This is a genomic window from Aeromicrobium sp., assembly GCF_036676885.1.
Taxonomy (GTDB): domain Bacteria; phylum Actinomycetota; class Actinomycetes; order Propionibacteriales; family Nocardioidaceae; genus Aeromicrobium.
The window spans coordinates 1-26,678 of record NZ_JAKFCB010000354.1 but is presented as its reverse complement, the minus strand read 5'-3'; the positions used below and the strand labels follow the sequence as shown (position 1 = coordinate 26,678).

General features: G+C 68.5%; 28 protein-coding genes. 12 read left to right on the top strand and 16 right to left on the bottom strand.

Annotation, left to right across the window (positions count from 1 at the left end):
• The coding region (locus V6M46_RS16820) for a MerR family transcriptional regulator (protein ID WP_332667183.1) at positions 1-249 on the bottom strand (249 nt) is incomplete at its 3' end.
• A 115-nt stretch (positions 250-364) separates the two neighbouring features.
• On the opposite strand from V6M46_RS16820, the gene V6M46_RS16815 reads away from it, so the two are divergent.
• Complete coding sequence (locus V6M46_RS16815) at positions 365-1,222, top strand: alpha/beta fold hydrolase (RefSeq protein ID WP_332667182.1); 858 nt, start codon at positions 365-367, stop codon at positions 1,220-1,222.
• On the opposite strand, the gene V6M46_RS16810 is transcribed toward V6M46_RS16815, so the two are convergent.
• Positions 1,219-1,488, bottom strand: a complete 270-nt coding sequence (locus V6M46_RS16810; protein ID WP_332667181.1) for a hypothetical protein — start codon at positions 1,486-1,488, stop codon at positions 1,219-1,221. The genes V6M46_RS16815 and V6M46_RS16810 overlap by 4 nt on opposite strands.
• A gap of 207 nt (positions 1,489-1,695) precedes the next feature.
• Between V6M46_RS16810 and fbp the strand changes: the two genes are divergently transcribed.
• Positions 1,696-2,862: a fructose-1,6-bisphosphate aldolase/phosphatase gene (gene fbp, locus V6M46_RS16805; protein ID WP_332667179.1), complete on the top strand. Its 1,167-nt coding sequence runs from the start codon at positions 1,696-1,698 to the stop codon at positions 2,860-2,862.
• Positions 2,863-2,868: 6 nt separating this feature from the next.
• Here the strand turns inward: fbp and V6M46_RS16800 are convergent, their stop codons facing one another.
• The 6 genes from V6M46_RS16800 to V6M46_RS16775 form a co-directional block, all read right to left on the bottom strand.
• Positions 2,869-3,132: an acyl carrier protein gene (locus tag V6M46_RS16800; protein WP_332667177.1), complete on the bottom strand. Its 264-nt coding sequence runs from the start codon at positions 3,130-3,132 to the stop codon at positions 2,869-2,871.
• Positions 3,129-4,439, bottom strand: coding sequence for a dihydrolipoamide acetyltransferase family protein (locus tag V6M46_RS16795; RefSeq protein WP_332667176.1), 1,311 nt, complete (start codon positions 4,437-4,439; stop codon positions 3,129-3,131). Before V6M46_RS16795 ends, V6M46_RS16800 begins: the two co-directional genes overlap by 4 nt.
• A 3-nt stretch (positions 4,440-4,442) precedes the next feature.
• The gene (locus V6M46_RS16790; protein ID WP_332667174.1) at positions 4,443-5,426 is read right to left on the bottom strand and encodes an alpha-ketoacid dehydrogenase subunit beta; all 984 of its coding nucleotides are present in this window, start codon (positions 5,424-5,426) and stop codon (positions 4,443-4,445) included.
• Positions 5,423-6,430 carry a pyruvate dehydrogenase (acetyl-transferring) E1 component subunit alpha gene (gene pdhA, locus V6M46_RS16785; RefSeq protein ID WP_332667172.1) on the bottom strand — a complete coding sequence of 336 codons (1,008 nt, stop codon included), beginning with the start codon at positions 6,428-6,430 and terminating at the stop codon, positions 5,423-5,425. Before pdhA ends, V6M46_RS16790 begins: the two co-directional genes overlap by 4 nt.
• Positions 6,427-8,172: an acetate--CoA ligase gene (gene acsA, locus V6M46_RS16780; RefSeq protein ID WP_332667170.1), complete on the bottom strand. Its 1,746-nt coding sequence runs from the start codon at positions 8,170-8,172 to the stop codon at positions 6,427-6,429. The genes pdhA and acsA overlap by 4 nt, the downstream gene beginning before the upstream one ends.
• 129 nt (positions 8,173-8,301) lie before the next feature.
• On the bottom strand, positions 8,302-9,210 hold the full coding sequence (locus tag V6M46_RS16775) for a homocysteine S-methyltransferase family protein (RefSeq protein ID WP_332667168.1): 909 nt from the start codon (positions 9,208-9,210) through the stop codon (positions 8,302-8,304).
• Between the two features lie 66 nt (positions 9,211-9,276).
• Between V6M46_RS16775 and V6M46_RS16770 the strand changes: the two genes are divergently transcribed.
• On the top strand, positions 9,277-9,888 hold the full coding sequence (locus V6M46_RS16770) for a TetR/AcrR family transcriptional regulator (RefSeq protein WP_332667167.1): 612 nt from the start codon (positions 9,277-9,279) through the stop codon (positions 9,886-9,888).
• Between the two features lie 66 nt (positions 9,889-9,954).
• Positions 9,955-10,965: an alcohol dehydrogenase AdhP gene (adhP, locus tag V6M46_RS16765; protein ID WP_332667165.1), complete on the top strand. Its 1,011-nt coding sequence runs from the start codon at positions 9,955-9,957 to the stop codon at positions 10,963-10,965.
• A gap of 8 nt (positions 10,966-10,973) precedes the next feature.
• Here the strand turns inward: adhP and V6M46_RS16760 are convergent, their stop codons facing one another.
• On the bottom strand, positions 10,974-12,359 hold the full coding sequence (locus V6M46_RS16760) for an NAD(P)-binding protein (protein WP_332667164.1): 1,386 nt from the start codon (positions 12,357-12,359) through the stop codon (positions 10,974-10,976).
• A gap of 118 nt (positions 12,360-12,477) precedes the next feature.
• Between V6M46_RS16760 and V6M46_RS16755 the strand changes: the two genes are divergently transcribed.
• The 3 genes from V6M46_RS16755 to V6M46_RS16745 all read left to right on the top strand — a co-directional run bounded on the left by V6M46_RS16755 (position 12,478) and on the right by V6M46_RS16745 (position 15,228).
• Positions 12,478-13,482, top strand: a complete 1,005-nt coding sequence (locus tag V6M46_RS16755; RefSeq protein WP_332667162.1) for an NAD-dependent epimerase/dehydratase family protein — start codon at positions 12,478-12,480, stop codon at positions 13,480-13,482.
• A gap of 64 nt (positions 13,483-13,546) precedes the next feature.
• Positions 13,547-15,103, top strand: a complete 1,557-nt coding sequence (locus tag V6M46_RS16750; RefSeq protein ID WP_332667160.1) for a sodium-dependent transporter — start codon at positions 13,547-13,549, stop codon at positions 15,101-15,103.
• Entirely contained in the window at positions 15,100-15,228 is a 129-nt protein-coding gene (locus V6M46_RS16745; RefSeq protein ID WP_332667158.1) for a methionine/alanine import family NSS transporter small subunit, read from the top strand. Before V6M46_RS16750 ends, V6M46_RS16745 begins: the two co-directional genes overlap by 4 nt.
• Positions 15,229-15,297: 69 nt before the next feature.
• Here V6M46_RS16745 and V6M46_RS16740 read toward each other — a convergent pair whose 3' ends face one another.
• From V6M46_RS16740 to V6M46_RS16725, 4 genes are all read right to left on the bottom strand, one after another.
• Positions 15,298-15,717: a hypothetical protein gene (locus V6M46_RS16740; protein WP_332667156.1), complete on the bottom strand. Its 420-nt coding sequence runs from the start codon at positions 15,715-15,717 to the stop codon at positions 15,298-15,300.
• Positions 15,714-17,396 (bottom strand): alpha-amylase family glycosyl hydrolase, encoded by a 1,683-nt coding sequence (locus V6M46_RS16735; protein ID WP_332667154.1) that lies wholly within the window; start codon positions 17,394-17,396, stop codon positions 15,714-15,716. The genes V6M46_RS16740 and V6M46_RS16735 overlap by 4 nt, the downstream gene beginning before the upstream one ends.
• A gap of 137 nt (positions 17,397-17,533) precedes the next feature.
• Positions 17,534-19,894, bottom strand: a complete 2,361-nt coding sequence (locus tag V6M46_RS16730) for an ATP-binding protein (RefSeq protein WP_332667153.1) — start codon at positions 19,892-19,894, stop codon at positions 17,534-17,536.
• A gap of 268 nt (positions 19,895-20,162) precedes the next feature.
• Positions 20,163-20,510, bottom strand: coding sequence for a hypothetical protein (locus tag V6M46_RS16725; protein WP_332667150.1), 348 nt, complete (start codon positions 20,508-20,510; stop codon positions 20,163-20,165).
• Between the two features lie 140 nt (positions 20,511-20,650).
• Here V6M46_RS16725 and V6M46_RS16720 point away from each other — a divergent pair, with 140 nt between their 5' ends.
• The 4 genes from V6M46_RS16720 (at position 20,651) to V6M46_RS16705 (ending at position 22,859) form a co-directional block, all read left to right on the top strand.
• A complete protein-coding gene (locus V6M46_RS16720; RefSeq protein WP_332667149.1) occupies positions 20,651-21,352 on the top strand; it encodes a hypothetical protein in 702 nt (233 codons plus the stop codon).
• Positions 21,353-21,355: 3 nt separating this feature from the next.
• Complete coding sequence (locus V6M46_RS16715) at positions 21,356-21,940, top strand: hypothetical protein (protein WP_332667148.1); 585 nt, start codon at positions 21,356-21,358, stop codon at positions 21,938-21,940.
• Positions 21,941-21,956: 16 nt separating this feature from the next.
• Positions 21,957-22,244, top strand: a complete 288-nt coding sequence (locus V6M46_RS16710) for a hypothetical protein (protein ID WP_332667146.1) — start codon at positions 21,957-21,959, stop codon at positions 22,242-22,244.
• Positions 22,245-22,472: 228 nt separating this feature from the next.
• Positions 22,473-22,859: a hypothetical protein gene (locus V6M46_RS16705; protein WP_332667145.1), complete on the top strand. Its 387-nt coding sequence runs from the start codon at positions 22,473-22,475 to the stop codon at positions 22,857-22,859.
• A 146-nt stretch (positions 22,860-23,005) separates the two neighbouring features.
• On the opposite strand, the gene glnA is transcribed toward V6M46_RS16705, so the two are convergent.
• Positions 23,006-24,427 carry a type I glutamate--ammonia ligase gene (glnA, locus tag V6M46_RS16700; RefSeq protein ID WP_332667143.1) on the bottom strand — a complete coding sequence of 474 codons (1,422 nt, stop codon included), beginning with the start codon at positions 24,425-24,427 and terminating at the stop codon, positions 23,006-23,008.
• 170 nt (positions 24,428-24,597) lie between these two features.
• On the opposite strand from glnA, the gene V6M46_RS16695 reads away from it, so the two are divergent.
• Positions 24,598-24,957 carry an RDD family protein gene (locus V6M46_RS16695; RefSeq protein WP_332667140.1) on the top strand — a complete coding sequence of 120 codons (360 nt, stop codon included), beginning with the start codon at positions 24,598-24,600 and terminating at the stop codon, positions 24,955-24,957.
• A 2-nt stretch (positions 24,958-24,959) separates the two neighbouring features.
• On the opposite strand, the gene V6M46_RS16690 is transcribed toward V6M46_RS16695, so the two are convergent.
• Together V6M46_RS16690 and lipA are read right to left on the bottom strand one after the other, a co-directional pair.
• Positions 24,960-25,667, bottom strand: coding sequence for a DUF4191 domain-containing protein (locus V6M46_RS16690; protein WP_332667137.1), 708 nt, complete (start codon positions 25,665-25,667; stop codon positions 24,960-24,962).
• Positions 25,668-25,677: 10 nt separating this feature from the next.
• Positions 25,678-26,601: a lipoyl synthase gene (lipA, locus tag V6M46_RS16685; RefSeq protein WP_332667185.1), complete on the bottom strand. Its 924-nt coding sequence runs from the start codon at positions 26,599-26,601 to the stop codon at positions 25,678-25,680.
• Positions 26,602-26,678: the final 77 nt, after the last annotated feature.

Here is a 26,678-nt window from a genome sequence, read left to right as displayed (position 1 = left end):
GATGACCTCTTCGTGGGCAGCGGTGCAGTCGGTGCCACCCCAGATCGGGAGGAGCTGGACGATCTGTTCGCAGGTCAGGCCCAGCTTCCGCGCCCGAGCAACGAAGAGGAGCTGGGTGGACGAGGCGTCGTCGTACTCGCGGTAGCCCGAGCCGGTGCGGGCGGGCTCGGCCAGGAGTCCGATCCGCTCGTAGTAGCGGACCGTCGAGACCGGAACACCCACCTGGTCGGCGAGCTCGGAGATGCGCACCCCTCCACGGTAAACCCTGAACCCCGGTTCAAGGTCAAGTGCTTGACCTTGAACCCGAGTTCAAGGTCTACGGTCGCGCCATGGACCGAGAAACGGCCCGACCGAGGAGGCCATCATGCGTACGACCAGCAACACCGTTCCCGTGGGCGACATCGAGATCGCCTGCACCATCGTCGGCGAGGGCGCACCGCTCGTCGTCCTGCACGGCGCCATCGGGTTGGGCAGCGCGTACATGCGGGCGCTCGACTCCTGGGGCGACGAGCTTCAGCTCATCCACTACGACCAGCGGGGCAGCGGGAACACCCCGGTCGGCGACGTGGAGCGCGTGACGTTCGCCGGTGCGGTCGACGACCTCGAGGGTCTCCGTCAAGCGCTGGGCCTGGAACGCATCAGGGTGCTCGGGCACTCGGCCGGCGCCTACCTGGCCGCGCTGTACGCCGCCGAGCACCCGGAAACGACAGCGGGCGTGGTGCTCCTCAACCCGGGGCCGCCGCTGGCACCGGAGCTGATGGAGCAGTTCGGGACGACGATGTCGAGCCGCCGAACGCCCTCAGACGACGCTGAACGTCAGGCGATCGAGGAGTCCGAGGAGTTCAGGACGGGCCGACCGGAGGCGCTGGAGCGTCACCAGCTCAACACCTTCATCCCGTTCTTCAGGGAGCGGGCGACTGTCGATCGGGTAAGCCTCGGATTCACCGAGATCACCGCTGCCAACGTGCGGCAGATGCCGCGACGCATGATGGGCAGCCTGCGCGCAGTCGACCCGATCAGGAAGTTCACCGGTATCGATGCCCCGACTCTGGTGGTGCACGCGGAGCTGGACCCGATCCCGCCCGAGTGGAGCCGGTTCCTGGCCGCCTCCATCCCGAAGGCCGACTTCGCCCTCATCGAGGGTGGCAGCCACTTCCCGATGGTCGAGGACGCCGAGCAGCTGCGAAGCACGGTGGTGCCCTGGCTGAGCAAGCACTGCTAGAGCCTGGGCGTCTCGTAACCCTTGGCCGGCACGAGCTGATCGGCCTTGTGCCACTGGATCGTCAGGGTGTTGCCGACGCCTCCGGTGACGACCGCGACGAGCGCGAGCCACTCACCGGAAGACGTACGCCGCCACTCGATGAGCAGGCCCGCCCACGGCGTCATGGTGTATTCGGCCGACGGTTTGACCCAGACGTGGCGGGCGGGCTGCTTGACGGGGTCGCGACCGTCCGGGAACTCGCTCCTGGACCTGTCGACGAACCCCATAGCGCACAGAATAGAACATATGTTCGATCTCTGTGAGGCTCGGTGCGGGCTTGCTCAGTCCGGGACGTTCGCCCTGGGGAAACGGGCCCTTTTGCCCCTGCTCCGAAGACACGCCCGGCCTTTTGATGAAGGTCAGGGGAGGTGTCAGAACCGGGCACCTCGGTCGGCGTCGTCCGGCACCCCGAGAGTCGATAGAGGTGTATGGGCATGGTCACGTTGAGCATCATCAAGGCGGATACCGGTGGTTGGGTCGGCCACTCCGCGGTTCACCCCGAGCAGCTGGAGGAGGCGAGGCGTCATGTCGACAAGGCGAAGGCGGACGGCCTGCTGGTCGATGGTCAGGTGACCAGCTGCGGGGACGACCTCGCGCTGGTCATGACCCACGGCCACGGCGTCGATGATCCGGTCATCCATGAGTTCGCCTGGAATGTCTTCCTGGCCACGACCGATGTGGCGAAGCGTCTCGGGCTGTACGGCGCCGGTCAGGACCTCCTCTCCGACGCCTTCTCCGGCAACCTGCGGGGCCTCGGGCCCGGTTATGCCGAGATCGAGTTCGACGAGCGACCCAGCGAGCCGGTGATCTGCTTCTTCGCCGACAAGACCGAGCCGGGCGCCTGGAACCTGCCGCTGTACAAGATGTTCGCCGATCCGTTCAACACCGCGGGCCTGGTCATCGACAAGAACATGCACACAGGGTTCGTGTTCGAGGTCTACGACCTGTTCGAGAACAAGCGGCTGGAGTTCACCTGTCCTGAGGACCTCTACGACCTGTTGATGTACATCGGCGCTCCCGCACGCTACGTCGTGCACGGCGTGCGATCGCGGTCCCTGGGCATACCGGCGGCTGCCACCAGCACCCAGCGGCTCTCGCTGATCGCGGGCAAGTACGTCGGCAAGGACGACCCGGTCATGATCGTGCGCTGCCAGTCCGGGCTGCCGGCGGTCGGCGAGGTGCTCGAGCCGTTCACCATCGCGCACACCGTCGCCGGCTGCATGCGTGGCTCGCACCACGCGCCGCTGATGCCGGTCGCGGCGGCAGATGCCACGCCCGCCCGGTTCGACGGGCCCCCACGGGTGATGGCGCTCGGCTTCCAGGTCAAGGACGGCAAGCTCGGGATACCGCGGGACATGCTCGCCGACGTGTCGTTCGACCGGGCCCGGCAGACGGCCAACGAGGTCATGGACTACCTGCGGCGGCACGGCCCGTTCGAGCCGCACCGGTTGCCGCTGGACGACCTCGAGTACACCACCATGCACGAGCTCGAGGGCCGCCTTGCCGAGCGGTGGGAGCCGTTGCCCGGGGTGACCCCGACAAAGCCCGTCTCGGCTGCCGATGACGCATTCGCCCCTCGGATCGGGCGTTCCGTGCACTGACGCGGGCTACTGGTTCGACCGGGTGAGGAAGGCGACGCTCGTCGCCATGGAAGCCAGGTCGGGGTAGTCGGACTCGTCGATCCGTATGCCGGTCGCCGCACTGAGCTGCTCGACGAAGGAGAGGAAGTCGAGCGAGTCGAGCTCCAGCGCGGACTGGAACGACGCGTCCTCGGCCAGGCTGTCGAAGTCGGCGTCGGGGATGATCTTCCGGATCGCGTCGCGGATCGCGGCGCGGGCCTGGTCCGGGGACAGGGTGGTCTGATCGGTCATAGCTCCTCCGGTTGCTGCAGGCGTTGCTCGATGTCGGCCAGAAAGCGGGCACCGGTGAACCCGTCCGTGGCCCGGTGGTCACCGGACAACGTGGCCGTCGTGACCGACCGTACGCCGATGAGCCCGTCGACGGCCCACGGCCGCTCGACGATGCGGCCGAACCCGACCAGGGCCACCTGTGGCGGGTAGATCACGCCGTGCACCAGCTCCACGCCCTGCTCACCGAGGTTCGTGACGGTGAGCGTGGGATCGCTGATCTCCGAACCGCGGAGCCGGCCGCCGCGCGCGCGGGTCACCAGGTCGCGCATCTGCGCCATCAGATCGGTGAGGGCCAGGTTCGCCGCGTCGTGGAGTGCCGGTGCCACGAGGCCGCCGCCGCGCAGCGAGATCGCGATTCCCAGGTGCACCTGGTCCGCCGGCCGGAAGGACCCGTCGATCCAGAAGCCGTTCAGGGCGGGCCTGGCTTGCGCGGCGAGGGCGGTCGCCTTGAGCATCAGCGCCGCGGGGACGAGCCGGTCGCTCACCGGGAGGTCGCGGTTGCGCTCGTGCAGCCAGTCCAGCGCACGGGTGAGGTCGATCGTGGTGGCCAGGTAGTAGTGCGGGACCTCACGCTTCGAGCGAGCCATCAGGTTGGCGATCACCCCGCGCATCGCATCTGGCCGGGGCGTGTGCGCGGTCTCGGCCGCGGTGGTTCCCGCGACCGTGGTCTTGGCCGCCGCGGCGCGTACGTCCTTCGCCCGGATCGGCTCACCGCCCGGGGGCGGGGCCAATGCCGAGAGATCCACCCCGAGCTCCTCGGCCAGCCGTCGCGCGTACGGCGCGACCCGGATCCGGGCCCCCGGAGCGCTCGGCTCTGGACGAGCAGGCCGGGTGGCGATCGCCTCGGCGGCCCGGGTGACGTCTCGCCGGGTGACGACGCCGGCGCGCCCGGTGCCGACGACATGCGTCAGGTCAACGCCGAGTCGCTCGGCCTGGCGACGCACAAGGGGAGAGTGCACCGGCGGTGGCGCCGGGCGTGGTCCGGTTGGCGCCGCGACCGGTGCTGCTGTGGGCGTGGTGGCCGCGGTCGTTGCGGTCTCGCCGAAGGTGGCCAGCGCCTGCCCGACCGGAACGGTCGTGCCGGGCGCGACCAGCAGCTCCTGTACGACACCGTCGACGAAGGTCTCGACCTCGACCGCCGCCTTGGCGGTGTCGACCACGGCGACGATGTCACCCTTGCGCACGGTGTCGCCCGGCTTGACCAGCCACTCCAGCAGGGTGCCTTCCTCCATGTCGGCACCCAGTGACGGCATCGTGAACGTCGCCATGACTCAGCCCAGGGTCCTGTGAGCGGCTGCGGCGATGCCCGCCGGCTGCGGCAGCGCGGCCGCCTCGAGATGCTTGGCGTAGGGGAGGGGCACCTCGGCCGTACAGACCCGCTCGACGGGGGCGTCGAGGTCGTAGAGCGCCTGCTCCATGATCCGCGCGCTGATCTCGGCGGAGATGCTGCCGGTGCGCCAGCCCTCATCCACGACGACCGCGTGGTGCGTGCGTCGTACCGAGTCCATGATCGCCTCGTCGTCGAGCGGGCGGAGCGTGCGCAGGTCGAGCACCTCGGCAGACACGCCGTCCTGGTCCAGCAGGACGGCGGCCTCGAGGGTCTTGCCGAGAGAGCCGCCATAGGTGATGAGGGAGACGTCGGTTCCCGGCCGGCGGATGGCGGCGTGATCGATGTCGACTGCCCCGGCATCGGCGGCGAGGGTCCCCTTCATCGCGTAGAGAGAGCCGTGCTCGAAGATCAACACCGGGTCCGGGTCGCCGAGCGCGGTCGCGAGCATGCCCCGCGCGTCCTCGAGCGTCGCAGGCGTGAGGACCCGCAGGCCGGGAATGTGCGCGTACCAGCCCTCGAGGCTGTGTGAATGCTGGGCCGCCAGCTGCCGGCCGGCACCCGTGGTCATCCTGATCACCAGAGGTACGTTGAACTGACCGCCCGACATGTGCAGCAGCGAGGCGGCGTTGTTCATGATCTGGTCGAGGGCCAGCAGGCTGAAGTTGACCGTCATGACCTCGACGATCGGGCGCATCCCCGCGATGGCGGCACCGATGCCGGCACCGACGAACGCCGACTCGGACAATGGCGTGTCGCGGATGCGGTCGGGTCCGAACTCCTCGAGCAACCCCAGGCTGACGGCGAAGCAGCCCCCGTAGTCGCCCACGTCCTCGCCCATCAGGAAGACGCGGTCATCGGCACGCATCGCGTCGCGGATCGCTTCGCGGAGCGCCTCGCGGTAGGTGGTCTCGAGCGTGTCGGTCACGATCCGGCCTCCCGGGAGTACACGAAACGGGTCAGGTCTTCGACCGGTTCCAGCGGGGCGGCCTCGGCGGCGGTGACGGCCCGCGCGATCTGCTCGGCGATGTCGGCCTCGAGCTCGGTCATGGCCTTCTCCGTGAGGTCGCCATCGGCGCGCAGGACGGCGACGAGCGCATCGATCGGGTCGCGCTTCTTCCAGGCGGCGATCTCCGCCCTGTCGCGGTAGCGGTCCGAGTCGTACATCGAGTGCGCCCGGAATCGATAGGTGTCCAGCTCCAGGAACTGGGGACCTCCGCCCGCGCGGATGGCGTCGACAGCGCTGCGGGCGGCGTCCTCGACGGCGAGGACGTCCATGCCGTCGACGGCAGCAGCCTCCAGCCCGTACGTCGCCGCACGTTCCGCCAGGTTCGTCCGCGCGTGCTCCTTGGCGATCGCGGTGCCCATCGCGTAGAGGTTGTTCTCGCAGCAGAACAACACCGGCAGGTGCCAGAGGCTGGCCAGGTTGAGCGACTCGTGGAACTCGCCCTCGGCGGCCGCGCCGTCCCCGAAGAAGCACGCCGTGACGCGGTCGCGGTCCTGCATCCGGTCCGCCAGAGCCAGGCCCACGGCCAGCGGCATGCCGCCGGCCACGATCGCGTTGCCGCCGAAGAGTCCGTGCGACCGGTCGAACAGGTGCATGGATCCGCCACGGCCGCGGCTGCACCCGGTTTGCCTGCCGAACATCTCCGCCATCACCGCGTCCATCGAAACTCCACGTGCCAGCGCATGGCCGTGCTCGCGGTACGTCGACACGACCGCGTCGTCTGGGCCCAGGGCCGCGATCACCCCGGTGGCGACGGCCTCCTCGCCGACGTACAGGTGGAGGAAGCCGCGGATCTTGGTGGCGCTGTAGAGCTCCGCGCACGCCTCCTCGAAGCGGCGGATCGTCAGCATCGTCCGCAGCAGGTCGTGCCGGTGTTCGGTGAGGGCGCCGTCGCGCTTCCGGGTGGCAGTGTGCCGGGCGCTCATGACGGCTCCTCCAACGTGGACAGGTCACCCTCGGGCAGGCCCAGCTCGCGAGCCTTGAGGAGGCGTCGCATCACCTTGCCGCTGGTGGTGTGCGGGAGGTGTTGGTCGAAGGCGATCTCCCTGGGAGCCAGGCCGCCGAGCCGGCGTCGTCCGAAGGCGAGCAGTTCCAGGCGCAGGTCCTCGCTCTCGTCGTAGCCCGGCTTGAGGGTCACGAACGCCTTGACGATCTCGCCGGCGACGGGGTCGGGCTTGCCGATGACCCCGGCCTCGAGGACCGACGGATGCTCCATCAGCGCGGTCTCGACCTCGAAGGGACCGATCAGGTGGCCGGCGGACTTGATCACGTCGTCGGCGCGCCCGACGAACCAGAAGTAGCCGTCGGCGTCTATCCGGGCGAGGTCGCCCGTGAGGTACCACCCGCCTTTGAAGCACGCGTTGTATCGCTTGTCGTCGCCGAGGTATCCGCGGAACATCGATGGCCAGCCGGGGCGCAACGCGATCTCGCCGACTTCGTCGGTCGGCGCGGGTCGCGCGCGTCCGCGGTCGATCTCGGCACGCCCGTCGTCGCCGCGGACGAGGACCGCCGCGTCGATGCCGGGCATCGGCCGGCCCATGGATCCGGGGCGAACCTCCATGCCCGGATAGTTGCTGATCATGATCGCCCCGGTTTCGGTTTGCCACCAGTTGTCGTGGACCGTGTGCCCGTAGGCCTCCCGCCCCCATACGACCACCTCGGGGTTGAGTGCCTCGCCAACGCTCGCGATGTGGCGGAGAGCCGACAGGTCGTACGACTGCGGCAGCTCCTTGCCGTACTTGACCAGCATGCGCAGGGCCGTCGGCGCGGTGTACCAGACGTTGACCCGCTGCTCCGCGAGCAGCCGGTACCACGCCTTGGCGTCGAACTCGCCCGCGAAGCTGACCAGCGTCGAGCCGTGGGTCAGCGGTGCGATGATCCCGTACGACGTGCCCGTCACCCAGCCCGGGTCCGCCGTGCACCAGAAGACGTCGCCCTCACGGAGGTCGAGCGCAAAGGCCGACGTCGCGTGATGTGCCACGACGGCCTCGTGCACGTGCACCGCGCCCTTCGGCTTGCCGGTCGTCCCGCTGGTGAAGTGGAGGAGGGCCATGTCCTCCGGGTCGGTCACGGGGATCGTGTAGTCGGGAGAGGCTGCGGCGACCGCGGCTCCGAATTCGAGCGTCCCCGTGGCCGGAGGGCCGCCGACGAGCAGCACGTGCTTCAGATCGGGCAGGTCCGGACGCAGCGGGGCCACCTTCCGGGCGTAGATCTGCGGGGTGGTGACGAGGACCCGAGCGCTGCCGAGCTGGAGTCGCTCTCGAATCGGCTCCGGCCCGAACGACGAGAACAACGGCGAGAACACGGCGGCGTGCTTGAGCGTGCCGAGCGCCGTGACGTACTGCTCAGGCTGCCGGCCCAGCAGGGACGCGACCCGATCGCCTTTCGCGACACCCAGCGAGGCGAGCACGTTGGCGAACCGGTTGGTCAGGGCTGCCAGCTCTGCGTAGGAGATGTCGGTCACGGCCCCGGTCTCCGTCACGCACCGGATCGCTACGGAGTCTCCGCGCCCGGCGGCCACATGGCAATCGACTGCGACGTGGGCGATGTTGAGTCCACGCTCACCGGGAACGTCGGGGAGAGTGGATCGCACCGCCTCCCAGGAGAAGTCCCGGCGGACGCCCTCATAGTCCTCGAAGCGTGGCGGGCCGACTGCGAATGCCTGCATATCCGGGCCTCCTCGCGACGAACGCTGTCGCCTACGACTCTCGCGCCGGCCGCCCTAGTGCGGCAGGGACCAATGGGGCACGAGCAGGGGACCTTAGACCGGGATGTGCGGCAGGAATGGGGCCAGGCTTCACCTGGGCACCCCCCACAGCGCAGCCACGTGGCGGCTGTCGGTGCCGCAGCACCCGCCGAGCACCGCGACCTCGGGAGTCTGCTCGCGCAGCGACTTCGTGGCGTCGACAAGCAGGGCCAGATCGCCCGAGTCCAGGACCTCCATGTTGTCGAGCTCTTCGTGCGACATCGTCGACGCGTTGGGGCGGAAGAAGCGCAGCCGCTGTTGCCAGGCCTCGCCGTCCAGGCCGGCCAACACATGGGTCGGATGCGCGCAGTTGATGCCGTACCAGTCGGCCGGATCGGTCGCCTCGAGAGTGTTGATCGCGTCAGACAGCGTGGTGCCGTCCGGGAGTCGCCCATCGGTCTCGACGGTGAACGAGATGGCGACCGGGAGGCTCGCGGCACGGGCGGCGCGGACGACGCCCATGGCTTCGGCAGGCTCGCTCATCGTCATCGCGTGCACCAGGTCGACACCCTCGGCTGCGAAGGAGCGCACCTGGACGGAGTGGTAGTCGGCGGCCTCGTCCGCATCGGCGCCGGCTGCGATGTAACCGTCGCCGCGTGGGCCGACGTTCCCGCTGACTCGCGTCCTCGTCGCTTCGGATGCCTCCGCCACCCCGCGCGCGAGCGCGACGGCGGCGCGGTTGGCCTTGTCGAGCCGGTTCGCGTCATAGCCGAGGATCGAGCCCCAGTCGGGGTTGGCGCGCCACGTCGGCGTCTCGACCAACAGGCCGGCCTCGGCGGCGGTGGCGATCGCCGCGTACTCCTCGTAGTAGCTCCTCAGCAGCGCCGAGCCCTGGTCGTCCTGCACGAGCGGGAACGAGGCGAACTCGGGGAGGTCGACTCCGTGGTTGAAGAGAAGGTCGGTCTCGAGGCCGCCGTCGGTGACCCATCCGCCGCCATCAAGAAGGTTGTTCGTGTGCATGCTCTGCTCCTGTATCAGACTAATCAGTCTGTTGTATCAGACTGTTCAGTCTGAAACAATGGCCAGGTGCCCAAAGATGGAAAGCCGACCCGCGAACGCCTGCTGGAAACCGCTGAGCGACTCGTACAGAGGAACGGCTTCGCCGCCACCTCGGTCGACGCGATCCTCGCCGAGTCGAACAGCTCCAAGGGGGCCTTCTTCCACCACTTCGCCAGCAAGCGGGCGCTGGCCAGCGCACTCGTGGAGCGATACGTCGACGCCGACCTCAACATGCTGCGAGCCGGCCTCGACGCCGCCGAGGCCGAGGCGGACCCGGTGGCGAAGGTGCTCGCCTTCCTCGGCTTCTACGAGGAGTGGTCCGGCGACCTGACCGCGGAGTCGTCCTGCCTCTACATCGCGGTGATCAGCGAGCGCGACCTGCTCGACGACGAGACCGCGACGCAGCTCGAGCGCGCGATCCTCGGCTGGCGCACGGCGGTGGCCGACCTGCTCCGCAAGGCGTACGCGGCCCGCGGTCTCATCGACGCTCCGGATCCCGACGACCTCGCCGATCAGCTGTTCGTGATCTTCGAGGGCTCCTACCTGGTCTGCCGCGCCCTCGGCTCGCCGGAGCCGATGCGCAAGCAGCTGCGCGTGTTCCGCCAGCTCGTCGAGTCCTTGCTGACCGATCGCCGCTGACGCAACGTCGGTGCAACGACGACCACGCGACGGTGAGGGCTCCAGCCAACCTTCCACAGGAGTGCCATGAAAGCCGCCGTCGTCACCCAGCTCGGTCAGCCCATCGAGATCCAGGACCGCCAGGTCCCTGAACCGTCCACGGATCAGGTCCTCGTACGGATCGAAGCATCCGGTCTGTGCCACACCGACATCCACGCCGCCCACGGCGACTGGCCGGTCAAGCCCACACCGCCGTTCGTACCAGGACACGAAGGCGTCGGCATCGTCGAGAAGCTCGGCAGCAGCGTCACCGCGCACCAGCTCGGCGATCGCGTGGCCATCCCGTGGCTCGGACAGGCCTGTGGCGATTGCCGCTACTGCGTCGACGGTCGGGAGACCCTGTGCGAGAGCCAGCAGAACAGCGGCTACTCGATCGACGGAGCGTTCGCGGAGTACGCCGTCGTCGATGCCCGGTATGCGGTCACGGTGCCTGCCGGTGTCGAGCCGTTCGACGCCGCGCCGTTGAGCTGCGCGGGCCTGACGTCGTACAAGTCGGTCAAGGTCGCCCGCGTGCAGCCCGGCGAGACGGTTGTCGTGTTCGGCATCGGCGGTCTGGGTCACCTCGCGGTCCAGTACGCCCGACTCGTCGGCGCCACGGTCATCGCGGTCGACATCGATGACGAGAAGCTGGCGCTCGCGACCTCGCTCGGCGCGGACCACGTGGTCAACGCGGCCAAGGTCGACCCGGTCGTTGCCATCGCCGACCTGGGCGGAGCGGATGTGGCGCTGGCGTACGCCGTCGCGCCCGTGGCGTTCAATCAGGCCTTTGCCTCACTCAACCGCGGCGGCCGCCTCATCTGTGTGGCCCTTCCCGCCGAAGGCACGATGAGCATCCCGATCTTCGACACGGTGCTGAAGGGCATCGAGATCATCGGGTCCATCGTCGGCACCAGGCAGGACCTGGCCGAGGTCTTCCGCCTGCACGCGCAGGGCCGGACCCGCGTCATCGCCGAGGGACGCAAGCTCGAGCAGGTCAACGACGCGATCGAGGAGCTGCGCGCCGGAAGCATCGCCGCGCGGCTCGTCTTCGAGTTCTGAGCCGCGGCCTAATTTGCGGCGGCGATCTCCTCGAGCCGCAGCACGGCGTCACCGATGTTGCCGGCAAGCCGGCTCATGGCGGCCTGCGTGCGCGGCTCGTGGAGATGCTGCGGTAGCGCCTGCATCATGTTCAAGCGGGTGGAGCCCACCCACTCCCGGAGGTCGGACTCGGTGCGCCAGCCACCCTCGGTGCGCCAGGTCCGGGCGACGATGCGCGCCCACTCGTCGACCGACCTGGTGAACGGGTTCGGCGGGCAGAGCCGGTTCTTCTGCTCGTCGTCGTCCCGGTTCGCCTCGACCCAGCCCAGGAGCGCGGCGTTGAACGGAGGGGTGTTGTGCCGCACCTGCTGGAGGGTGATCCGCCCGGGGGCGAAGATCGGCCGTGGGTCGACGAGCCGCAACCCGCTGGCGCTGGCGTCGATGTGCAGCGCGCCACGGGTGGGCAGCAGGCCCCGCTCGAGGACGAGCCGGTCCCGCTCGATGCGCGTGACCCGGCCCAGGCGCACGACGTCGGCGACCCGGCGGGCGTGGCTGATCTCGTGAGCGCTCAGCATCGCGCCGCGGTACATGGTCGCCGGTGCCTCCGGGTCGAGCCGGATCAACCGACCGCTCTGCTCGAGGTCTGCCACGAGCTCGGCCTGGGTCGTCGCTCGCGCGCCGACCTCGGCGTCGGTGGCGAAGCCATCCAGCGCGTCCACCACGAGGTCGAGCGCCTGGAACGCTTCGCGGTTGTGGAAGTACGCGTCCCGCGGGCGTACCCAGCGGATGCGCTCGGGGTCGACGTCGTTCTCCAGCAGCCACATCACCGCGTCGACCGCGGTCTTGCCCGATCCGAGGACGGCGAAGGCCGAGGCGCCGTCGGCAACCTCTGGCAGCCGGTGCACCGGGATGAAGGACGCGTCAGCGGCGACCTCGAAGCTGGGGGTATGCGTCGCGGGGACCGAGACCTCGAGGAACCGCGCATCGACGATCCGGCGCCGCACCTCGATGTCGTGTACGACCCCTGTGGCGAGGTCGCGAACCCGGGCCGCGCCAGCTCCGTCGTCCAGCACCTCGCTGTCCAGCAGGATCCGCACCCGGCCGGTCGCGGTGAGTCGCTCGGCGACTTCGCGGATGTAGGACCAGAGCTCGTCGGCCGTCGCGCGCTCGTACAACCCGGCGTTGGGCCCCTCTGTGTCGATCCGGTCCTGGCCGAGTCGCAGCGAGCTGACGCCGTAGTACGCCGAGGGGGAGTGCAAGCGGACGAATGGGTAGACGTCGGTCCAGTGGCCGCCAGGCGCGCTTCGCCGGTCCACGATGACGATGTCGGCGTCGCTGTGCGCGACCAGCGTGTCCGCGAACGCCAGCCCGCTGATGCCGGCCCCGATGACGAGGTAGTCGGTGTTCAGGTCCACGCCCACAGCATCACCCAGAACGGCGTTTGACGCTGGGATACGGCTCATTTCGGCAGAACCCCGCGTCCGGCTCGACCCATGGGCCAGAATCGTCGATGTCTGCAGAAGGAGCGAAGCGGTGAGCGGTACCAAGCTTGTGATGGGAGCCAGCGGCTTTGTCGGCTCGCACGTGACCCGGCAGCTCGTCGAACGGGGCGACCAGGTCCGGGTCTGGATCCGGAGGTCCAGCTCGACGGTGGCGTTCGACGACCTCGACGTCGAACGGCACCACGGCGACCTGGACGACGATGCAGCGATGCGTACGGCGATGAAGGATGTCGACACGGTCTTCTACTGCGTCGTCGACGCGCGCGCCTGGCTTCGCGATCCGGCACCGCTCCACGCGACCAACGTCGAGGCATTGCGCAAGGTGCTGGACGTGGCTGTCGAGGTCGGGGTGCCCAGGTTCGTCTTCTGCAGCAGCGTCGTCACGATGGCCATCGCCGAGTCCGGCTCGGCAGACGAGACGATGCCGCACAACTGGCGGCACCTGGGTGGCGCCTACATCGAGTCCCGGATCCAGGCGGAGGACCTGGTCCTGCGCTATCACCGGGAGCGCGGGCTGCCGGCAATCGTCCTCAACGTCGGTACGACGTACGGACCGCGGGACCACGGGCCCACTCCGCACGGCAAGCTGGTCCGGGCCGCCGCACGGGGCAAGGTTCCGGCGTACGCGAAGGGCGCGTCGATGGAGGTGGTCGGCATCGAGGACGCGGCCGCCGCCTTCCTGCTCGCCGAGGAGCACGGCCGGCCGGGCGAGCGATACATCGTCTCCGAGCGCTACCTACCCATCAAGGACCTCTTCGACATCGCGGCCAGGGAGGCCGGCGCCAGGCCACCCAAGGTCGGCATCCCACTCCCGCTGATGCGGGTCATCGGGGCCGTCGGTGGAGGGGTTTCCCGGCTGTTGCGCAAGGACTCGGTCGTGACGTCAACCAGCGTCCGATTGATGCACATCCAGACCCCGCTCGACCACAGCAAGGCCACCCGCGAGCTCGGCTGGGAGCCGGCCCCGGTCGCGGACTCGATCCGCGCGGGCGTGAGGTGGTTCCTGGACGAGCGCGCAGGTTCGCGACCGGCGTAGGTGGTGCGTCCCGCCCGACGCCTTGCGCGCTAGTCTCGGGGGATTCCGAGCCGAAGGAGCCCACATGACGTCGCCCGCGCAAGCTCAGCCGCACGGTGCGCCCCAGGAAGAGCAGGCGCGCGGAGCCTTCAGCAGTCGCCGGGTGTTCATCCTCGCCGCGATCGGGTCCGCTGTGGGCCTGGGCAACATCTGGCGGTTCCCCTACGTGGCCTACGAGAACGGCGGCGGAGCCTTCCTCATCCCGTACCTGGTGGCCCTGCTGGTCGCCGGGTTGCCCTTCCTGTTGCTCGACTACGGCATCGGGCATCGATATCGGGGTTCTGCGCCACTGTCGTTCCGGCGCATGGGCGGCGCCACGGCCGAGACGCTGGGCTGGTGGCAGGTCGGGATCTGTGCGGTGATCGCGATCTACTACGCGGTGATCATCGCGTGGGCGGTGCGCTACACGTTCTTCTCCATCGACAAGACGTGGGGCGCGGACCCCGACGCCTTCTTCTTCGGCGACTTCCTGGAGATGGCCTCCCCGGGCATCGGACTGGACTTCGTCGGCGGCGTGTTGTGGCCGCTGATCCTGGTGTGGGCAGCCGTCCTCGTGATCGTCGTCGCAGGTGTCGAGAAGGGCATCGGCGCTGTCTCGGTGGTGTTCATCCCGCTGCTGGTCGTCGCGTTCCTCGCGCTGGTGATCCGGTCGCTGTTCCTGCCGGGGGCCGCGGAGGGGCTGGACGCACTCTTCACCCCCAACTGGGACGCGCTCACCGACGCCGGTGTCTGGGCGGCGGCATTCGGGCAGATCTTCTTCTCGCTGTCGGTCGGGTTCGGGATCATGATCACGTATGCCTCGTACGTCGGGCGCAGGACAGACATGACGGGCTCCGGTCTCGTGGTCGGCCTCGCCAACTCCTCATTCGAGCTGCTCGCGGGCATCGGCGTCTTTGCGGCGCTGGGTTTCATGGCCCAGGCCAACGGCGTCGCAGTCGACGAGGTGGCGACCTCCGGAATCGGGCTTGCCTTCGTGGCTTTCCCGGCGATCATCTCGGAGGCGCCCGCCGGGGCATTCATCGGCGTGCTGTTCTTCGGGTCGCTCGTGGTGGCCGGGCTGACCTCGCTGGTCAGCGTGATCGAGGTCGTGATCTCCGCAGTTCGCGACAAGCTCGACCTCAGCCGCGCTGCGGCGTCGCTGGCTGTGGGCGTGCCGGCTGCCGCAGTCAGCGTGCTGCTGTTCGCGACCACCACCGGGTTGCCGATCCTGGACACCGCCGATCACTTCATCAACCGTTTCGGCATCCTGTTGGTTGCCGTGGTCGCGATGCTCGCCGTCTCCTGGGTCTACCGCGACCTCGATCATCTTCGTGATCACCTCAACGCCACGGGGTCGTTGCCACTGGGGACGTGGTGGCTCGTCCTCGTGGGTGTTGTCACCCCGGCCGCGCTCACGTACGTGTTGGTCGACGAGCTCAGGGCGGTGCTTGACGAACCGTACGGCGGCTATCCCGACTGGCTCGTCAACGGGATCGGGTGGGGCGCTGCCGGCGGCGTGCTCGTCCTGGCCGTGGTCCTGGCCCGGATGCCCTGGAAACGCACCGTCGACCTGTCAGCTCCCAGCAAGGAGGCATCCCGATGAGCACGTCTGCTGTCGTCATGATGGTCGTTGCGATGTTGGTGCTCTGGGGCGGGCTCGCCCTGGCGATCCTCAACGTTGCCCGCACCACGCGCGAGGAGCCCGACGAGGTCCACCGCGACCTGTGAGCCGCACCAGGGCCTCGATGAGACCGCATGGCCGAGAGCTGGACATCCAGGCCTGAGCGAGCGCGGTGATCACGACCAGTTCAAGCTCGACCAGGTGCCCGGCCCATGCGGGAGGGGTGGAACGGCAGGCCTGGCGCGAGTCTGGAACCTCCCGCCAGGCCCGCCGGTATGGGGGCCGAGGGTGGCGGCGAAGATGGCCGTCCGCCAGCCGTCGGCGTCGCGGGCCAGGATCAGTTGCTCGACGACGGTCAGGTGGCGAAGATCCGGGACGACGATGCCCCATACGGCCTCGTCTTCGGCCAACTCCGCCATCAGTGCGCTGAACGTCGCCGGCTCGTCGCCCTCCGCCACGAGGACGCCCCCCAGGCCGAAGCTCTCGCGGTCGGCGAAGGCCTCGAGCTGGGCTTTCACCTGCGGCAGCTCGGTGCCGTTCGGGAGCAGGTCGGCACGAATGTAGCCGAGCAGCAGCGGCGGATCCTCGTAGCTCATGACCCGGCATCCAGGAGGAACCATCCGGCGCCGTTCGGCGGCACCTTGTCGCCCACCTCCGGATCGCTTCCCAGCAGCAGCTGGGACCCGACCGGGGCGCACACGGGCCTAGAGGAGAAGTTGACGACGCAGGCGACGTTGTCGCCGCGCGTGAAGGCGAGCACCCCCGGCTCCGTCGACAACCAGCGGAACCGGCCCGCGGCAAGTGCGCGCACACGGTGTCGCAGGGCGAGGGCCTCGCGGTACAGCTGGAGCATGGACTCGCCGGACTCGAGCTGGCGGTCGACCGAGTAGTGGGCGAACCATTCGGGCTGAGGCAGCCAGGGCGGGGTGTGGGAGCCTGCCGGGGAGAAGCCGAACGCGTCGCCGGCGGACGTCCAAGGCAGCGGGACCCGGCACCCGTCCCGCCCACGTCGAGCGCCACCGGTGCGGCGGAACATCGGGTCGGTCAGCACGGCATCGGGCAGGTCCACCACCTCCGGCAGACCGAGTTCCTCACCCTGGTAGAGGTAGACCGACCCCGGCAGCGCGAGCATCAGCAGCGCGGCAGCCCGGGCTCGGGTGAGCCCGAGGTTGACGTCACCGGGCGACACACCGGGTGCGCCACCGGCGTACCGCGTGACGGACCGTGGCATGTCGTGGTTGTTGAGCACCCACGCCACGGGGGAGTCGTGAGCCGCAACCGTCCCCAGTCCGCGGTCAATCACCTGCGACAGGGACTCGGCGCTCCAGGGGGCGCGGAGGAACTCGAAGAAGAAGCTCTGGTGCAGCTCGTCCGGACGCTGGTACGACGCGAGCTCGGCGGTGTCCAGCACGCCGACCTCGCCGATCAGCACCCGCTCGCGGCCGGTCTGCTCGGTGTACTCCTCCGCCAGGGCTCGCCAGCTGCGCCACACGTCGTGCACCTCGGGCTGGTTCCAGGCGTGCGGGTTGACCGGGTCGCCGGTGAGCTCGTCGTCTATCGCGAACTCGTGGTCCGGCAGTCCGTCGCGCTTGTGGAGGCCGTGTGCGACGTCGATGCGCAGGCCGTCCACTCCGCGGTCCAACCAGAAGCGGAGGACCGCCTCGAAGTGCTCGGTGACCTCTGGGTGACGCCAGTTGAAGTCGGCCTGCTCGGGAGCGAACGTGTGGAGATACCACTGCCCGGGTGTGCCATCGGGTTCGCTGATCCGGTGCCAGGCCGGCCCGCCGAAGATGGAGCGCCAGTTGTTCGGCGGCAGCTCGCCGTACTGACCCCGGCCGTCGGCGAAGTGGAAGCGACGTCGCTCGGGGCTGCCCGGGCCGGCGGCCACGGCGGCGGTGAACCATGCGTGCTCGATCGAGCAATGGTTGGGCACCACGTCGACGATGACCTTGAGGTCCAACCGGTGGGCGTCGCGGACCAGCCGGTCGAACGCTGCCAGATCGCCGTACTCGTGGTGAACCGCAAGGTGGTCGGAGACGTCGTAGCCGTGGTCGTGCTGGGGAGAGGCGTAGAACGGGTTGAGCCAGATCGCGTCGACACCGAGGCTCCGCAGGTACGGAAGTCGTGCCCGCACGCCACCGAGGTCACCGACACCGTCGCCGTCGGAGTCCTGGAAGCTGCGCACGTACACCTGGTAGATGACGCTCGTCCGCCACCACCCGAGCATGTCGCCAGGCCTCCCGCTGGGGTTAGGGGAGATTGCATCGGCGGTCATGGCGGACATGGAAACCTCGGGTGGTGGGGACGGCGTTTGTTAACGCTCGCATCGAGGCCGGATCCCAGGCATCGGGACAAATACGGAGATGACTACGTAGATTGCGCAGACCTACGTAGGCCGCGTCGCGACCGCCGTCAGCGAGGCCGCTGCTCCGCGACCCAGCCCGCGACCTGAGCGCGGGAAGTCATCCCCAGCTTGCTCAGGATGTGGTCGACGTGAGTCTCGGCGGTGCGCTGGGAGATGACGAGCCGTGCCGCGATCTCCTTGTTGCTCAGCCCCTCGGCGAGGAGCGCGGCGATCTCCGTCTCGCGCCTGGTCAGACCGCCGGGCGCTCCGGCTCGCCCGCCGGTGGGCGCGGGGGCCCCGTCGGAGCCGTCGGGCTCCTCGTCCTCTCCGAGGGCGAGTGCCACGGCCTGCTCGAAGGAGTACGACGCTCCCTCCGCGAACGCGTTCTTGAACGCCTCGGTGTCGGACGCGCCGGAGCCCAGCGTCTCACGCAGCTGGGCCTCGGATCTCTTGTCGAAGACGCTGTACGCGTTCGTCTCGTCGACCTTCGCGCCGCTCGTCCGCCAGACCGCCTGAGCGGCACCGAGCAAGCGAGCCGCCCGCTCGCCGGGCTCGGCGAAGGCGGCACACCAGGAGAGCGCCTGGACGCCGAAGCTGATGCCCGTCAGGTCGTGCATCGGCAGGAAGAGCCGGACACTCCGCCGCAGGGAACGCGTCGCCTCGGCAAAGTCGCCGGTGCGCCACTGCGCGATGCCGACGCTCCAGAGTCCGTAACCCATGGAGGACTGTGCGCCGTGGCGCTCGGCCAGTTCGAAGGCCTGCCGGCTGAACTGGGTGGCCCTCGGATCGTCGAGGAAGAAGGTGCACGCGGTGAGCAGGATCAGCGTGTCGAACTCCCCGAGCGCGTTCCCGAGCTCTCGGAACTCCCGGCCGGCCTGCTCCAGCAACGCGATGGCGCCCGGCAGGTCGCCCTGGTAGAGCGTCGCCTGCCCCCGGCACTCCTTGATCCGCGCCTGCAGCAGGTCGTCGTCGAGTCCCGCGGCGATCTCTTCGCACTCGGCGAGCATCGTGGCGGATCGGTCGAAGTCGGTCGCGAACATGGCCAGGTAGCTGGCGGCCCACAGCGCGTGCGCCCGGTCGCTGGTGGGTTCGGTGGCCAGGTCGAGGGCCCGGATCAGGTAGCGGTAGCCCTCGCGGAGGAACCCGGCGAACCAGAAGTTCCAGATGGAGGCCGCGATGTCGCACGCTCCGGAGGCCTCACCCGGCTCGGTCAGGCAGAACTCCAGCGCCGCCCGGATGTTGCCGGATTCCCCCCGCAGTCGGATGAACCAGTCCGCCTGGTGCGGGCCGAAGCCCTCGGCCGCGAACCGGTGCGCGAGCGACCGGTAGTGGTCCCGATGCCTGACGCGCAACTCACGCACCTGGTCCTGGTCGGTGATTCGCCCGGCGCCGTACTGCCTGATGCTCTCCAGCATCTGGTACCAAGCGGTGTGGTGCTCGGTCGCCTGATGACGGAGGACGATCGACTTGTTGACCAGACTCGCGACCAGGTTGAGGACGTCGTCGCGCGAGATCCCGTCACCGGCGCAGACCTCCTCCGCGGCCTCGAGGTCGAACCCTCCGGAGAAGACCGAGAGCCTGGCCCACATGACCTGCTCAGCGGGGGAGCAGAGGTCGAAGCTCCACCCGACGGTGGCATCCAGCGTCTGCTGCCGGGCCGGTGCCGTGGGTCGACCGCTGGCGAGCAGCCGGAAGCGGTCCTCGAGCCGCTCGAGGATCTGGGCGGGGGAGAGGATGCGCAGCCACACCGCAGCGAGTTCGATCGCCAGGGGAATGCCGTCGAGCCGCCGGCACAGCTCGACGACCGCGGATCGGTTTGCCTCCGAGATCGTGAAGCCCGGCGCGACCGACGCTGCGCGGTCCAGGAAGAGGCTCACCGACTCGTACCGAGTCGGATCGCCGGCGCCCACCTCGCCCTCGGCGTCGGGTGTGGACAGTGGCGGCACCGAGAGGATCTGCTCGCCCTCGACACCGAGCACGTGCCGGCTGGTGGCCAGGATGCGCAGGTCCGGGGCTGCGGCCAACAACTTGCTGACCAGCACCGCGCAGGCGTCGGTGAGGTGCTCACAGTTGTCGAGCACGACCAGGAGACTCTTGCCTTCCAGGTATTCGGCGAGGTCGCTCGAGGGGTCGGCCGAGACCTGGCGCAGCTCGAGGGTGTTGGCCACGGTGTGAGGCACCAGCTGGGGGTCCTGAAGCGCCGCGAGCTCGACGAACCACACGCCGTCGGGGAACGTGCGCCGCACCTCGGCCGCCATCCGCAGTGCCAGCCGGGTCTTCCCCACGCCCCCGACTCCGATCAGGGTCAGCAACCGGCCGCTGGCCAGCCGCCGCCGGGTCTCGCTCAGCTCGCGTCGACGTCCCACGAAGCTGGTCAGCTCGGCGGGCAGCGCCCCCCGACTCGACCTCGCCAGCTTCGTCGTCGCCATACCGGATTCCGCCTCTGCCGTCTGTGACAGCGCGCCCCGACGCGCACACCCCGCACAGGTGAGTCTATGACCGGCGTACCGGTTGCGCTGGACGTACGTTCTGCCCTGGTTCGCCCCAGGCGGACTTCCGACGGAACAGCAGAACGCCCCCGACATGGTGGTCGGGGGTGTTCTGGTCACGTCACGGTGACCGGCGCTTCAGCTTGGCGAGAGCTTTGCAGCGGAGGGGGCACCTCGCGGCGTCGGCTCTCGTGGCTGAGTCCACCGGTCAGATGTCGGTAGTACTGACTGACTGACCCACGGTTGACCTGCGCAAACGTCGAGGATGACCGGCCGCTTCGTCGAGCCAGACGCGGTAGTACACCTCGCGCACGGCCAGCAGGGTGGTCGCGAGGCCGCAGCAGGCCAGCAGCGGCCCGACGGCGTTCCGAGGCACCTGCCAGGTGACGGCGAGGCCGAGGATGATCGCGGTCAGCACGCCGAGGCAGGCGAGACCACCGAACCCGACAGCGCTGGAGGTCTCCAGAGAATCTCGGGTGAGCAACAGCACGGTGCCACCGGCTCCAGCGAGGGCAGCCCCCGCAAGCACGGACACCACGACACGCGCCGACCGCATCTCCCGAGCGTAGGGCCGACCGGGCGTGCGTGACCTCCGTGTCACCACGGAGGCAGAAAGCCCGTGCCCGCCACGATGCGTGGTCGGTCCTGGCGGAGAATCCTGAGAGAACCGAACACGCGACCGGAAGGGACCCGGACATGTCCACGACCTCGGCGGCGCTGCACGCAGACCCGCACGAATCCGCCACCGCCCATCGCATCGGCCTGCTCGCGGCCGTGCTCGCGATCGCCTCTATCGCCGCTGTCATCGGTGGCCTGCTCTGGCCCGAGCCCAGCGGAGGCGGCGAGACCTACGCGTACGCCGACATCGCCGACCAGCGCGAGCTGTGGTGGGGACTCCTCACCGGGCTCGCCATCATTGGGATCCTCGGCACGACGCTGCAGGCGATGGCGACCATGTACCTCGTCCGACACCGGGGCAGCACCTGGGCGACCATCGGCGCCGCCCTGCTGATCGTCGGGATCATCGCCCAGGGCGTGGGCGTCGCGGGCTGGGCGACGGCGTACTTCTTCCCCACCGACCCCTCGCTCGACCCGGCAGCCGGCCACCAGGCGTTCAAGGTCGTCAACGACAACATCGGCTACGTGTTCACGGTGATGATCACCGGCGCCGCACTTGCCATCGTCGGGCAGATCGCCCAGGCGATCGGGCTGCTCCGGGCGAAGGTGGTCCCCGTCTGGATCCCCATCGGCCTGCTGACCGCCATCCTCACCTTCCTGGTCCCCGGCAACGGCGTGATCGGACTCATCACCGCGCTCCCGATGGCGATCGCTGCGTGCGCACTCGGCTGGTACGCGTACCGGCGTACGAGCGCCATCCTCACAGTTGACAAGGAGTAGGACATGTTCCAGGCCCTTCTCAAAGACGCACTCCGACCACTGGTCGCAGTCGCGGCCACCTCGATGCTGCTCGTCGGTTGCGGCTCCGACGATTCTGCGCCGGCGACCGCCTCGCCCGACGACCGGGCGAGCACCTCCGCGACCTCGGAGCCGCCGGCCACCTCAGAGGCACCAGCCGCGTCGCCGTTGGAAGGCACGTGGCGGGCCGGTCCCATCACCCTCGAGCAGACCGAGGCCACCATCCGCAGCCACGGACTCGGCCGGTACGTCAAGGACTATCGGGCGGATCCACCGGTCTCAGACGACACCCTGCTGACCCTCACCATCGAGAACGGCGCCTGGGACCTGTACGGCGAGTCCGAGGGCGGGCAACCGCAGCCGATCGACTACGACGCCGACTACGAGATCGATGGCGATACCGTGACCTTCCATCACTCCGATGGCTCGACGACCTACAACTGGGAGGTCGACGGCGACACCCTGCGGCTGGACTACGCCGAATCGACGATGCCCCCCTACAACGGGGTCCCGGACGAGGTGTACCAGCGTGCGCTCTACATGACCGCACCATTCACGAGGCAGAGCTAACGGAAAGGACCCCGCCATGGCAGTAGTCCTCCAGGTGACGGTGTCACCCGCGACACAAGAGGAGTTCAACGAGCTCGACGCTCGGGTCGGTGAGTCGATGATGTCGGCAGGTGGCCCGCCCGACGGACTCATGTCACACGTGGTCTACCCCGACGGCGACGGGTTCGTGGTCGCCGAGGTCTGGCGCACCGAGGCAGAGGGCCTGGCCTATGTCGACGGCGTGCTGCGACGACTGGTGACCGAGGTCGGCCTCAGACCGGGTCAGACCACGAGCCGCGCTGCCTGGTCCTTCGCGCGGCCCTGAAAGCAGCGTCGGCGAGAGTCGGAGGCAACGAAGTTCGCGCGTGGTCGGCCTGATCACCGCGCTCCCGATGGCGATCGCGGCGAGCGCACTCGGCTGGTGCGCGTACCGGCGCACGAGCGCCATCCTTCGCAGTTGACAAGGAGCAGGACAGGTGAATTCTGAGCATCCCGAGTACCGTCGATCAGCGACTTGGCGCGTAGTGCTCGGTCGTACGTCGACCTGTTCAACTTGGAACTGGCCAACGAGTTCTTTGAGAACTCCGCCGTTCGGGGTGTCGTGCTTGCCGATCATGATGCAGGTTTCGTTATCGGCCTTCGCGAGCGTGCCTATTGTGCGAGCAGTCCGGTGCTGGATGGTTTCGATGTATGTGCGTTCATGGTCGAGACGGCGGAGCAGATGTCTACAGTGATCGCTCGCTGCGACGAGCTGGGCATCGCGCACGGTGACGTTCACGACCGCGGCGAGTTTGGAATAGCAATGGATGTCGCGGACCCGGACGGGACCGTCCTGCGATTCGTGGCTGGACCGCACACTGGACCCCCTGGCAGCTTCGCCGGGGTCGAGTTCGGATCTGGGCCGCCCGGTTTCTACGATCAACCACGACTCAGCTTCTAGCCAAGGTGCACGTGCTTTCTGGGCGGTGTGACTCAAGTGCGGTTCGCCCTGGCCGCCGACGCCGCTCCTTGAAAATGACGATGGCCCCGGGGGGATCCCCGGGGCCATCGTGCGACCGAATATGAGTAATTCGATCAGTTCACGACCTAAATGTCGTAGTAGAGCTCGAACTCGTGCGGGTGCGGGCGCAGCTGCACGGGGAGGATCTCCTCGTTGCGCTTGTAGTCGATCCACGTCTCGATCAGGTCGGGCGTGAACACGTCACCAGCGGTGAGGAACTCGTGGTCGGCCTCGAGCGAGTCGAGCACCGCGTTGAGCGAGGTCGGAACCATGTCGATGGCTTCGTACTCCTCGGGCGGCAGCTCGTAGATGTTCTTGTCGATCGGGGCCGGCGGCTCGATCTTGTTCTTGATGCCGTCGAGTCCGGCCAGCAGCAGCGCCGAGAAGGCGAGGTACGGGTTGGCCGACGGGTCGGGGCAACGGAACTCGATGCGCTTGGCCTTGGGGTTCGATCCCGTGATCGGGATGCGGACGCAGGCCGAGCGGTTGCGGGCCGAGTAGACCAGCGCGATCGGAGCCTCGAAGCCCGGCACCAGACGGTGGTACGAGTTGACGGACGGGTTGGTGAACGCGAGCAGCGACGGCGCGTGCTTGAGGATGCCGCCGATGTAGTGACGCGCCAGGTCGGACAGTCCGCCGTAGCCGGCCTCGTCGTAGAACAACGGGCTGCCTTCGTTCCAGATCGACTGGTGCACGTGCATGCCCGAGCCGTTGTCACCGAAGATCGGCTTCGGCATGAAGGTGACCGTCTTGTCGTTGGCCCACGCCGTGTTGCGCACGATGTACTTGAACTTCATGACGTCGTCCGCAGCCTTGAGCAGCGTGTCGAACCGGTAGTTGATCTCGGCCTGACCGGACGTGCCGACCTCGTGGTGGCCGCGCTCGAGGATGAGGCCGGCGTTGGTGAGGTTGGTCATCATGTCGTTGCGCAGGTCGGCCGTCTTGTCGGTCGGCGCGACGGGGAAGTAGCCGCCCTTGTAGCGGACCTTGTAGCCACGGTTGTCATCGATCGAGTCACCCGTGGACCAGGCGGCCTCGGCCGACGTGATCTCGTAGAACGACTTGTTGGCGCTGGTGCCGTAGTTGACGCGGTCGAAGATGTAGAACTCGGCCTCGGGCGCGAAGTACGCCGTGTCGCCGATGCCCGTGGTCGCGAGGTAGGCCTCGGCCTTGCGGGCGATGTTGCGGGGGTCGCGGGAGTAGGCCTCGCCCGTGATCGGGTCGTGGACGAAGAAGTCCATCGCGACGGTCTTGCGAGCCTTGAACGGGTCGACGTATGCGGTCTTGATGTCCGGGAACAGCACCATGTCGGACTGGTCGATGGTCTGGAAGCCACGGATCGACGAGCCGTCGAATGCGACACCGTTGGCGACCATGTCGGCGTCGAACGTCGAAGCCGGCAGCGTGACCTGCTGCTGGATGCCGGGCAAGTCGGTGAACCGGACGTCCAGGTACTCGACACCTTCGTCCTTGATGAACTTGAACAACTCGTCGGCATTGCCGAACATGGGGCCTCCTCGACCGCTGTGCGGCCTGTGTTGTCGATGACAGGTGAGTGCGTCGCTGCACCGTACCGCTGACGGTATGGTCGGGCAGTTTCCCGGCAGTCACTGGTTTGTTTCAGGCATGTTACAAGTGCCCGTGACAGGCGCAATCACAGCGTCTGTAGGCTCGCCGCGTGCAGACCGTCTCCCTCGGCCGCCGACTCGGCGCGCTCTTCATCGACTGGATCATCGCCGCACTCAGCGCGGCCGCCATCACGGGCTCGGCCTACTCCGGATCCGGCGCGTCCAACTCGTTCATCCCGCTGGCCGCGTTCTTCGTCGAGGTGTCGCTGCTGACGGGCCTGCTGGGCTTCTCGATCGGCAAGCGGATCCTCGGCCTGAAGGTCGAGAATCCCGAGGGACGGCCGATCGGCCTCCTGCGCGCGCTCGTACGTACGGCGCTGCTGTGCCTCGTGATCCCGGCGCTCGTCATGACCGATGACAAGCGCGGCATCCACGACCTCGCCGCCGGCTCACGCGTCGCGCCGATCTAGCGTCAGCCGCGCATCGCCTTGCGCGAGCCCTTCATGCTGGTCGGCATGGGGCCGCGCGGCATGGGGGCGGCCGGACGCATCGCGTCGAGCGCCTTGAGCTTGTAGAGCACACCGGTCATCTGCGCCGGCTTGATGTTCTTGGGCAGCTTGCGCAGGTGCTTGACGAGCTTGGTCAGCTTGACCTCGTCGGGGCCGTTGCCGACCACGATGTCGATCACGGGGATCTCGTCGCCGCCGATGCGCGCGTGCTTCTTCTTCTCCGCGGTGAGCAGGTTGCGGACCCGGGCGGGGTTGCCCTCGCCGACCAGGATGATGCCGGGGCGGCCGACGACGCGGTGCACGACGTCCTGATTCTTGGTGAACGCGACGGCGGGCTTGAGCTCCCAGCCGCGGCGCAGCATCTGCAGGGCGCCGGCGGCAGCGCCGACCTGGCCCTCGACCTGCGCGTATGCGGCCTTCTCGGCGCGCCGGCCGAAGACGATCAGGGCCGCCAGGATGCCGATCAGCACGCCGAACAGGATCGTGAAGACCAGCCCGAACGTGCCGGAGCCGAAGACGAAGTAGCCGATTGTCGCGGCCACACCGCCGGCCAGCAGGAAGGTCAGCAGCAGGAGCAGACCGATGTTGCGGTCACTGCGCTTGGTGATCGTGTACGCCTGGCGCATCTGACCCAGGCGACCCTTGGCGGGTTCGGGGGTGGCATTCGACATGAAGGTCAGTCTACGTCGCGTTGCGGAGTGCGACGCCGCCGCGTCCGGACTCGATTGCCTGCTTGTAGAGGGTGCCGGCCCGGTAGGACGAACGTACGAGCGGTCCGGACATGACTCCGGCGAAGCCGATCTCGTCGGCCTCGGTCTTGAGCTCGACGAACTCCTCGGGCTTGACCCACCGCTCGACGGGGTGGTGGCGCACCGAGGGGCGGAGGTACTGCGTGATCGTGATGAGGTCGCAGCCGGCTTCGTGGAGGTCGACCAGCGCCTGGGAGACCTCTTCGCGGGTCTCGCCCATGCCGAGGATCAGGTTGGACTTGGTCACCAAGCCGTAGTCGCGGGCCTGCGTGATGACGTCGAGCGAGCGCTCGTAACGGAATGCCGGGCGGATGCGCTTGAAGATGCGCGGCACGGTCTCGACGTTGTGCGCCAGCACCTCGGGGTGGCTGTCGAAGACCTGCTCGAGCAGCTCGGGGATGCCGTTGAAGTCGGGGATGAGGTTCTCGACGCCGGTGCCGGGGTTGAGCTCGTGGATCTTGCGGACCGTCTCGGCGTAGAGCCACGCGCCGCCGTCGGGCACGTCGTCGCGGGCGACACCCGTGATCGTGGCGTAGCGGAGCTCCATCTTCTGGACGGACTCCGCGACGCGGCGCGGCTCGTCGCGGTCGATCGGGTCGGGCTTGCCGGTGTCGATCTGGCAGAAGTCGCAGCGCCGGGTGCACTGCTCGCCGCCGATGAGGAACGTCGCCTCGCGGTCTTCCCAGCACTCGAAGATGTTGGGGCAGCCGGCTTCCTGACACACCGTGTGGAGCCCCTCGCCCTTGACGAGCTTCATCAGCTCGTTGTACTCCGGGCCCATCTTGGCCCGGGTCTTGATCCACTCGGGCTTCTTCTCGATGGGGGTCTCGGCGTTGCGGACTTCCAGACGCAGCATCTTGCGTCCCTCAGGAGCGATAGTCACCGTGCCAGCCTACGCCCGTGCCCCAGCCGTCACGCCGAGGACCGGCACGC

Bases quoted from the DNA above. Each gene is read 5' to 3' on its own strand.
- V6M46_RS16715 (WP_332667148.1), top strand. From the start codon at position 21,356: ATGTTCCAGGCCCTTCTCAAAGACGCACTCCGACCACTGGTCGCAGTC.
- adhP (WP_332667165.1), top strand. From the start codon at position 9,955: ATGAAAGCCGCCGTCGTCACCCAGCTCGGTCAGCCCATCGAGATCCAG.
- V6M46_RS16690 (WP_332667137.1), bottom strand. From the start codon at position 25,667: ATGTCGAATGCCACCCCCGAACCCGCCAAGGGTCGCCTGGGTCAGATG.
- V6M46_RS16745 (WP_332667158.1), top strand. From the start codon at position 15,100: ATGAGCACGTCTGCTGTCGTCATGATGGTCGTTGCGATGTTGGTGCTC.
- V6M46_RS16775 (WP_332667168.1), bottom strand. From the start codon at position 9,210: ATGCACACGAACAACCTTCTTGATGGCGGCGGATGGGTCACCGACGGC.
- V6M46_RS16815 (WP_332667182.1), top strand. From the start codon at position 365: ATGCGTACGACCAGCAACACCGTTCCCGTGGGCGACATCGAGATCGCC.
- lipA (WP_332667185.1), bottom strand. From the start codon at position 26,601: ATGCTGCGTCTGGAAGTCCGCAACGCCGAGACCCCCATCGAGAAGAAG.
- V6M46_RS16730 (WP_332667153.1), bottom strand. From the start codon at position 19,894: ATGGCGACGACGAAGCTGGCGAGGTCGAGTCGGGGGGCGCTGCCCGCC.
- acsA (WP_332667170.1), bottom strand. From the start codon at position 8,172: ATGCAGGCATTCGCAGTCGGCCCGCCACGCTTCGAGGACTATGAGGGC.
- pdhA (WP_332667172.1), bottom strand. From the start codon at position 6,430: ATGAGCGCCCGGCACACTGCCACCCGGAAGCGCGACGGCGCCCTCACC.
- V6M46_RS16725 (WP_332667150.1), bottom strand. From the start codon at position 20,510: ATGCGGTCGGCGCGTGTCGTGGTGTCCGTGCTTGCGGGGGCTGCCCTC.
- V6M46_RS16720 (WP_332667149.1), top strand. From the start codon at position 20,651: ATGTCCACGACCTCGGCGGCGCTGCACGCAGACCCGCACGAATCCGCC.
- V6M46_RS16795 (WP_332667176.1), bottom strand. From the start codon at position 4,439: ATGGCGACGTTCACGATGCCGTCACTGGGTGCCGACATGGAGGAAGGC.
- V6M46_RS16710 (WP_332667146.1), top strand. From the start codon at position 21,957: ATGGCAGTAGTCCTCCAGGTGACGGTGTCACCCGCGACACAAGAGGAG.
- glnA (WP_332667143.1), bottom strand. From the start codon at position 24,427: ATGTTCGGCAATGCCGACGAGTTGTTCAAGTTCATCAAGGACGAAGGT.
- fbp (WP_332667179.1), top strand. From the start codon at position 1,696: ATGGTCACGTTGAGCATCATCAAGGCGGATACCGGTGGTTGGGTCGGC.
- V6M46_RS16740 (WP_332667156.1), bottom strand. From the start codon at position 15,717: ATGAGCTACGAGGATCCGCCGCTGCTGCTCGGCTACATTCGTGCCGAC.
- V6M46_RS16810 (WP_332667181.1), bottom strand. From the start codon at position 1,488: ATGGGGTTCGTCGACAGGTCCAGGAGCGAGTTCCCGGACGGTCGCGAC.
- V6M46_RS16750 (WP_332667160.1), top strand. From the start codon at position 13,547: ATGACGTCGCCCGCGCAAGCTCAGCCGCACGGTGCGCCCCAGGAAGAG.
- V6M46_RS16735 (WP_332667154.1), bottom strand. From the start codon at position 17,396: ATGACCGCCGATGCAATCTCCCCTAACCCCAGCGGGAGGCCTGGCGAC.
- V6M46_RS16800 (WP_332667177.1), bottom strand. From the start codon at position 3,132: ATGACCGATCAGACCACCCTGTCCCCGGACCAGGCCCGCGCCGCGATC.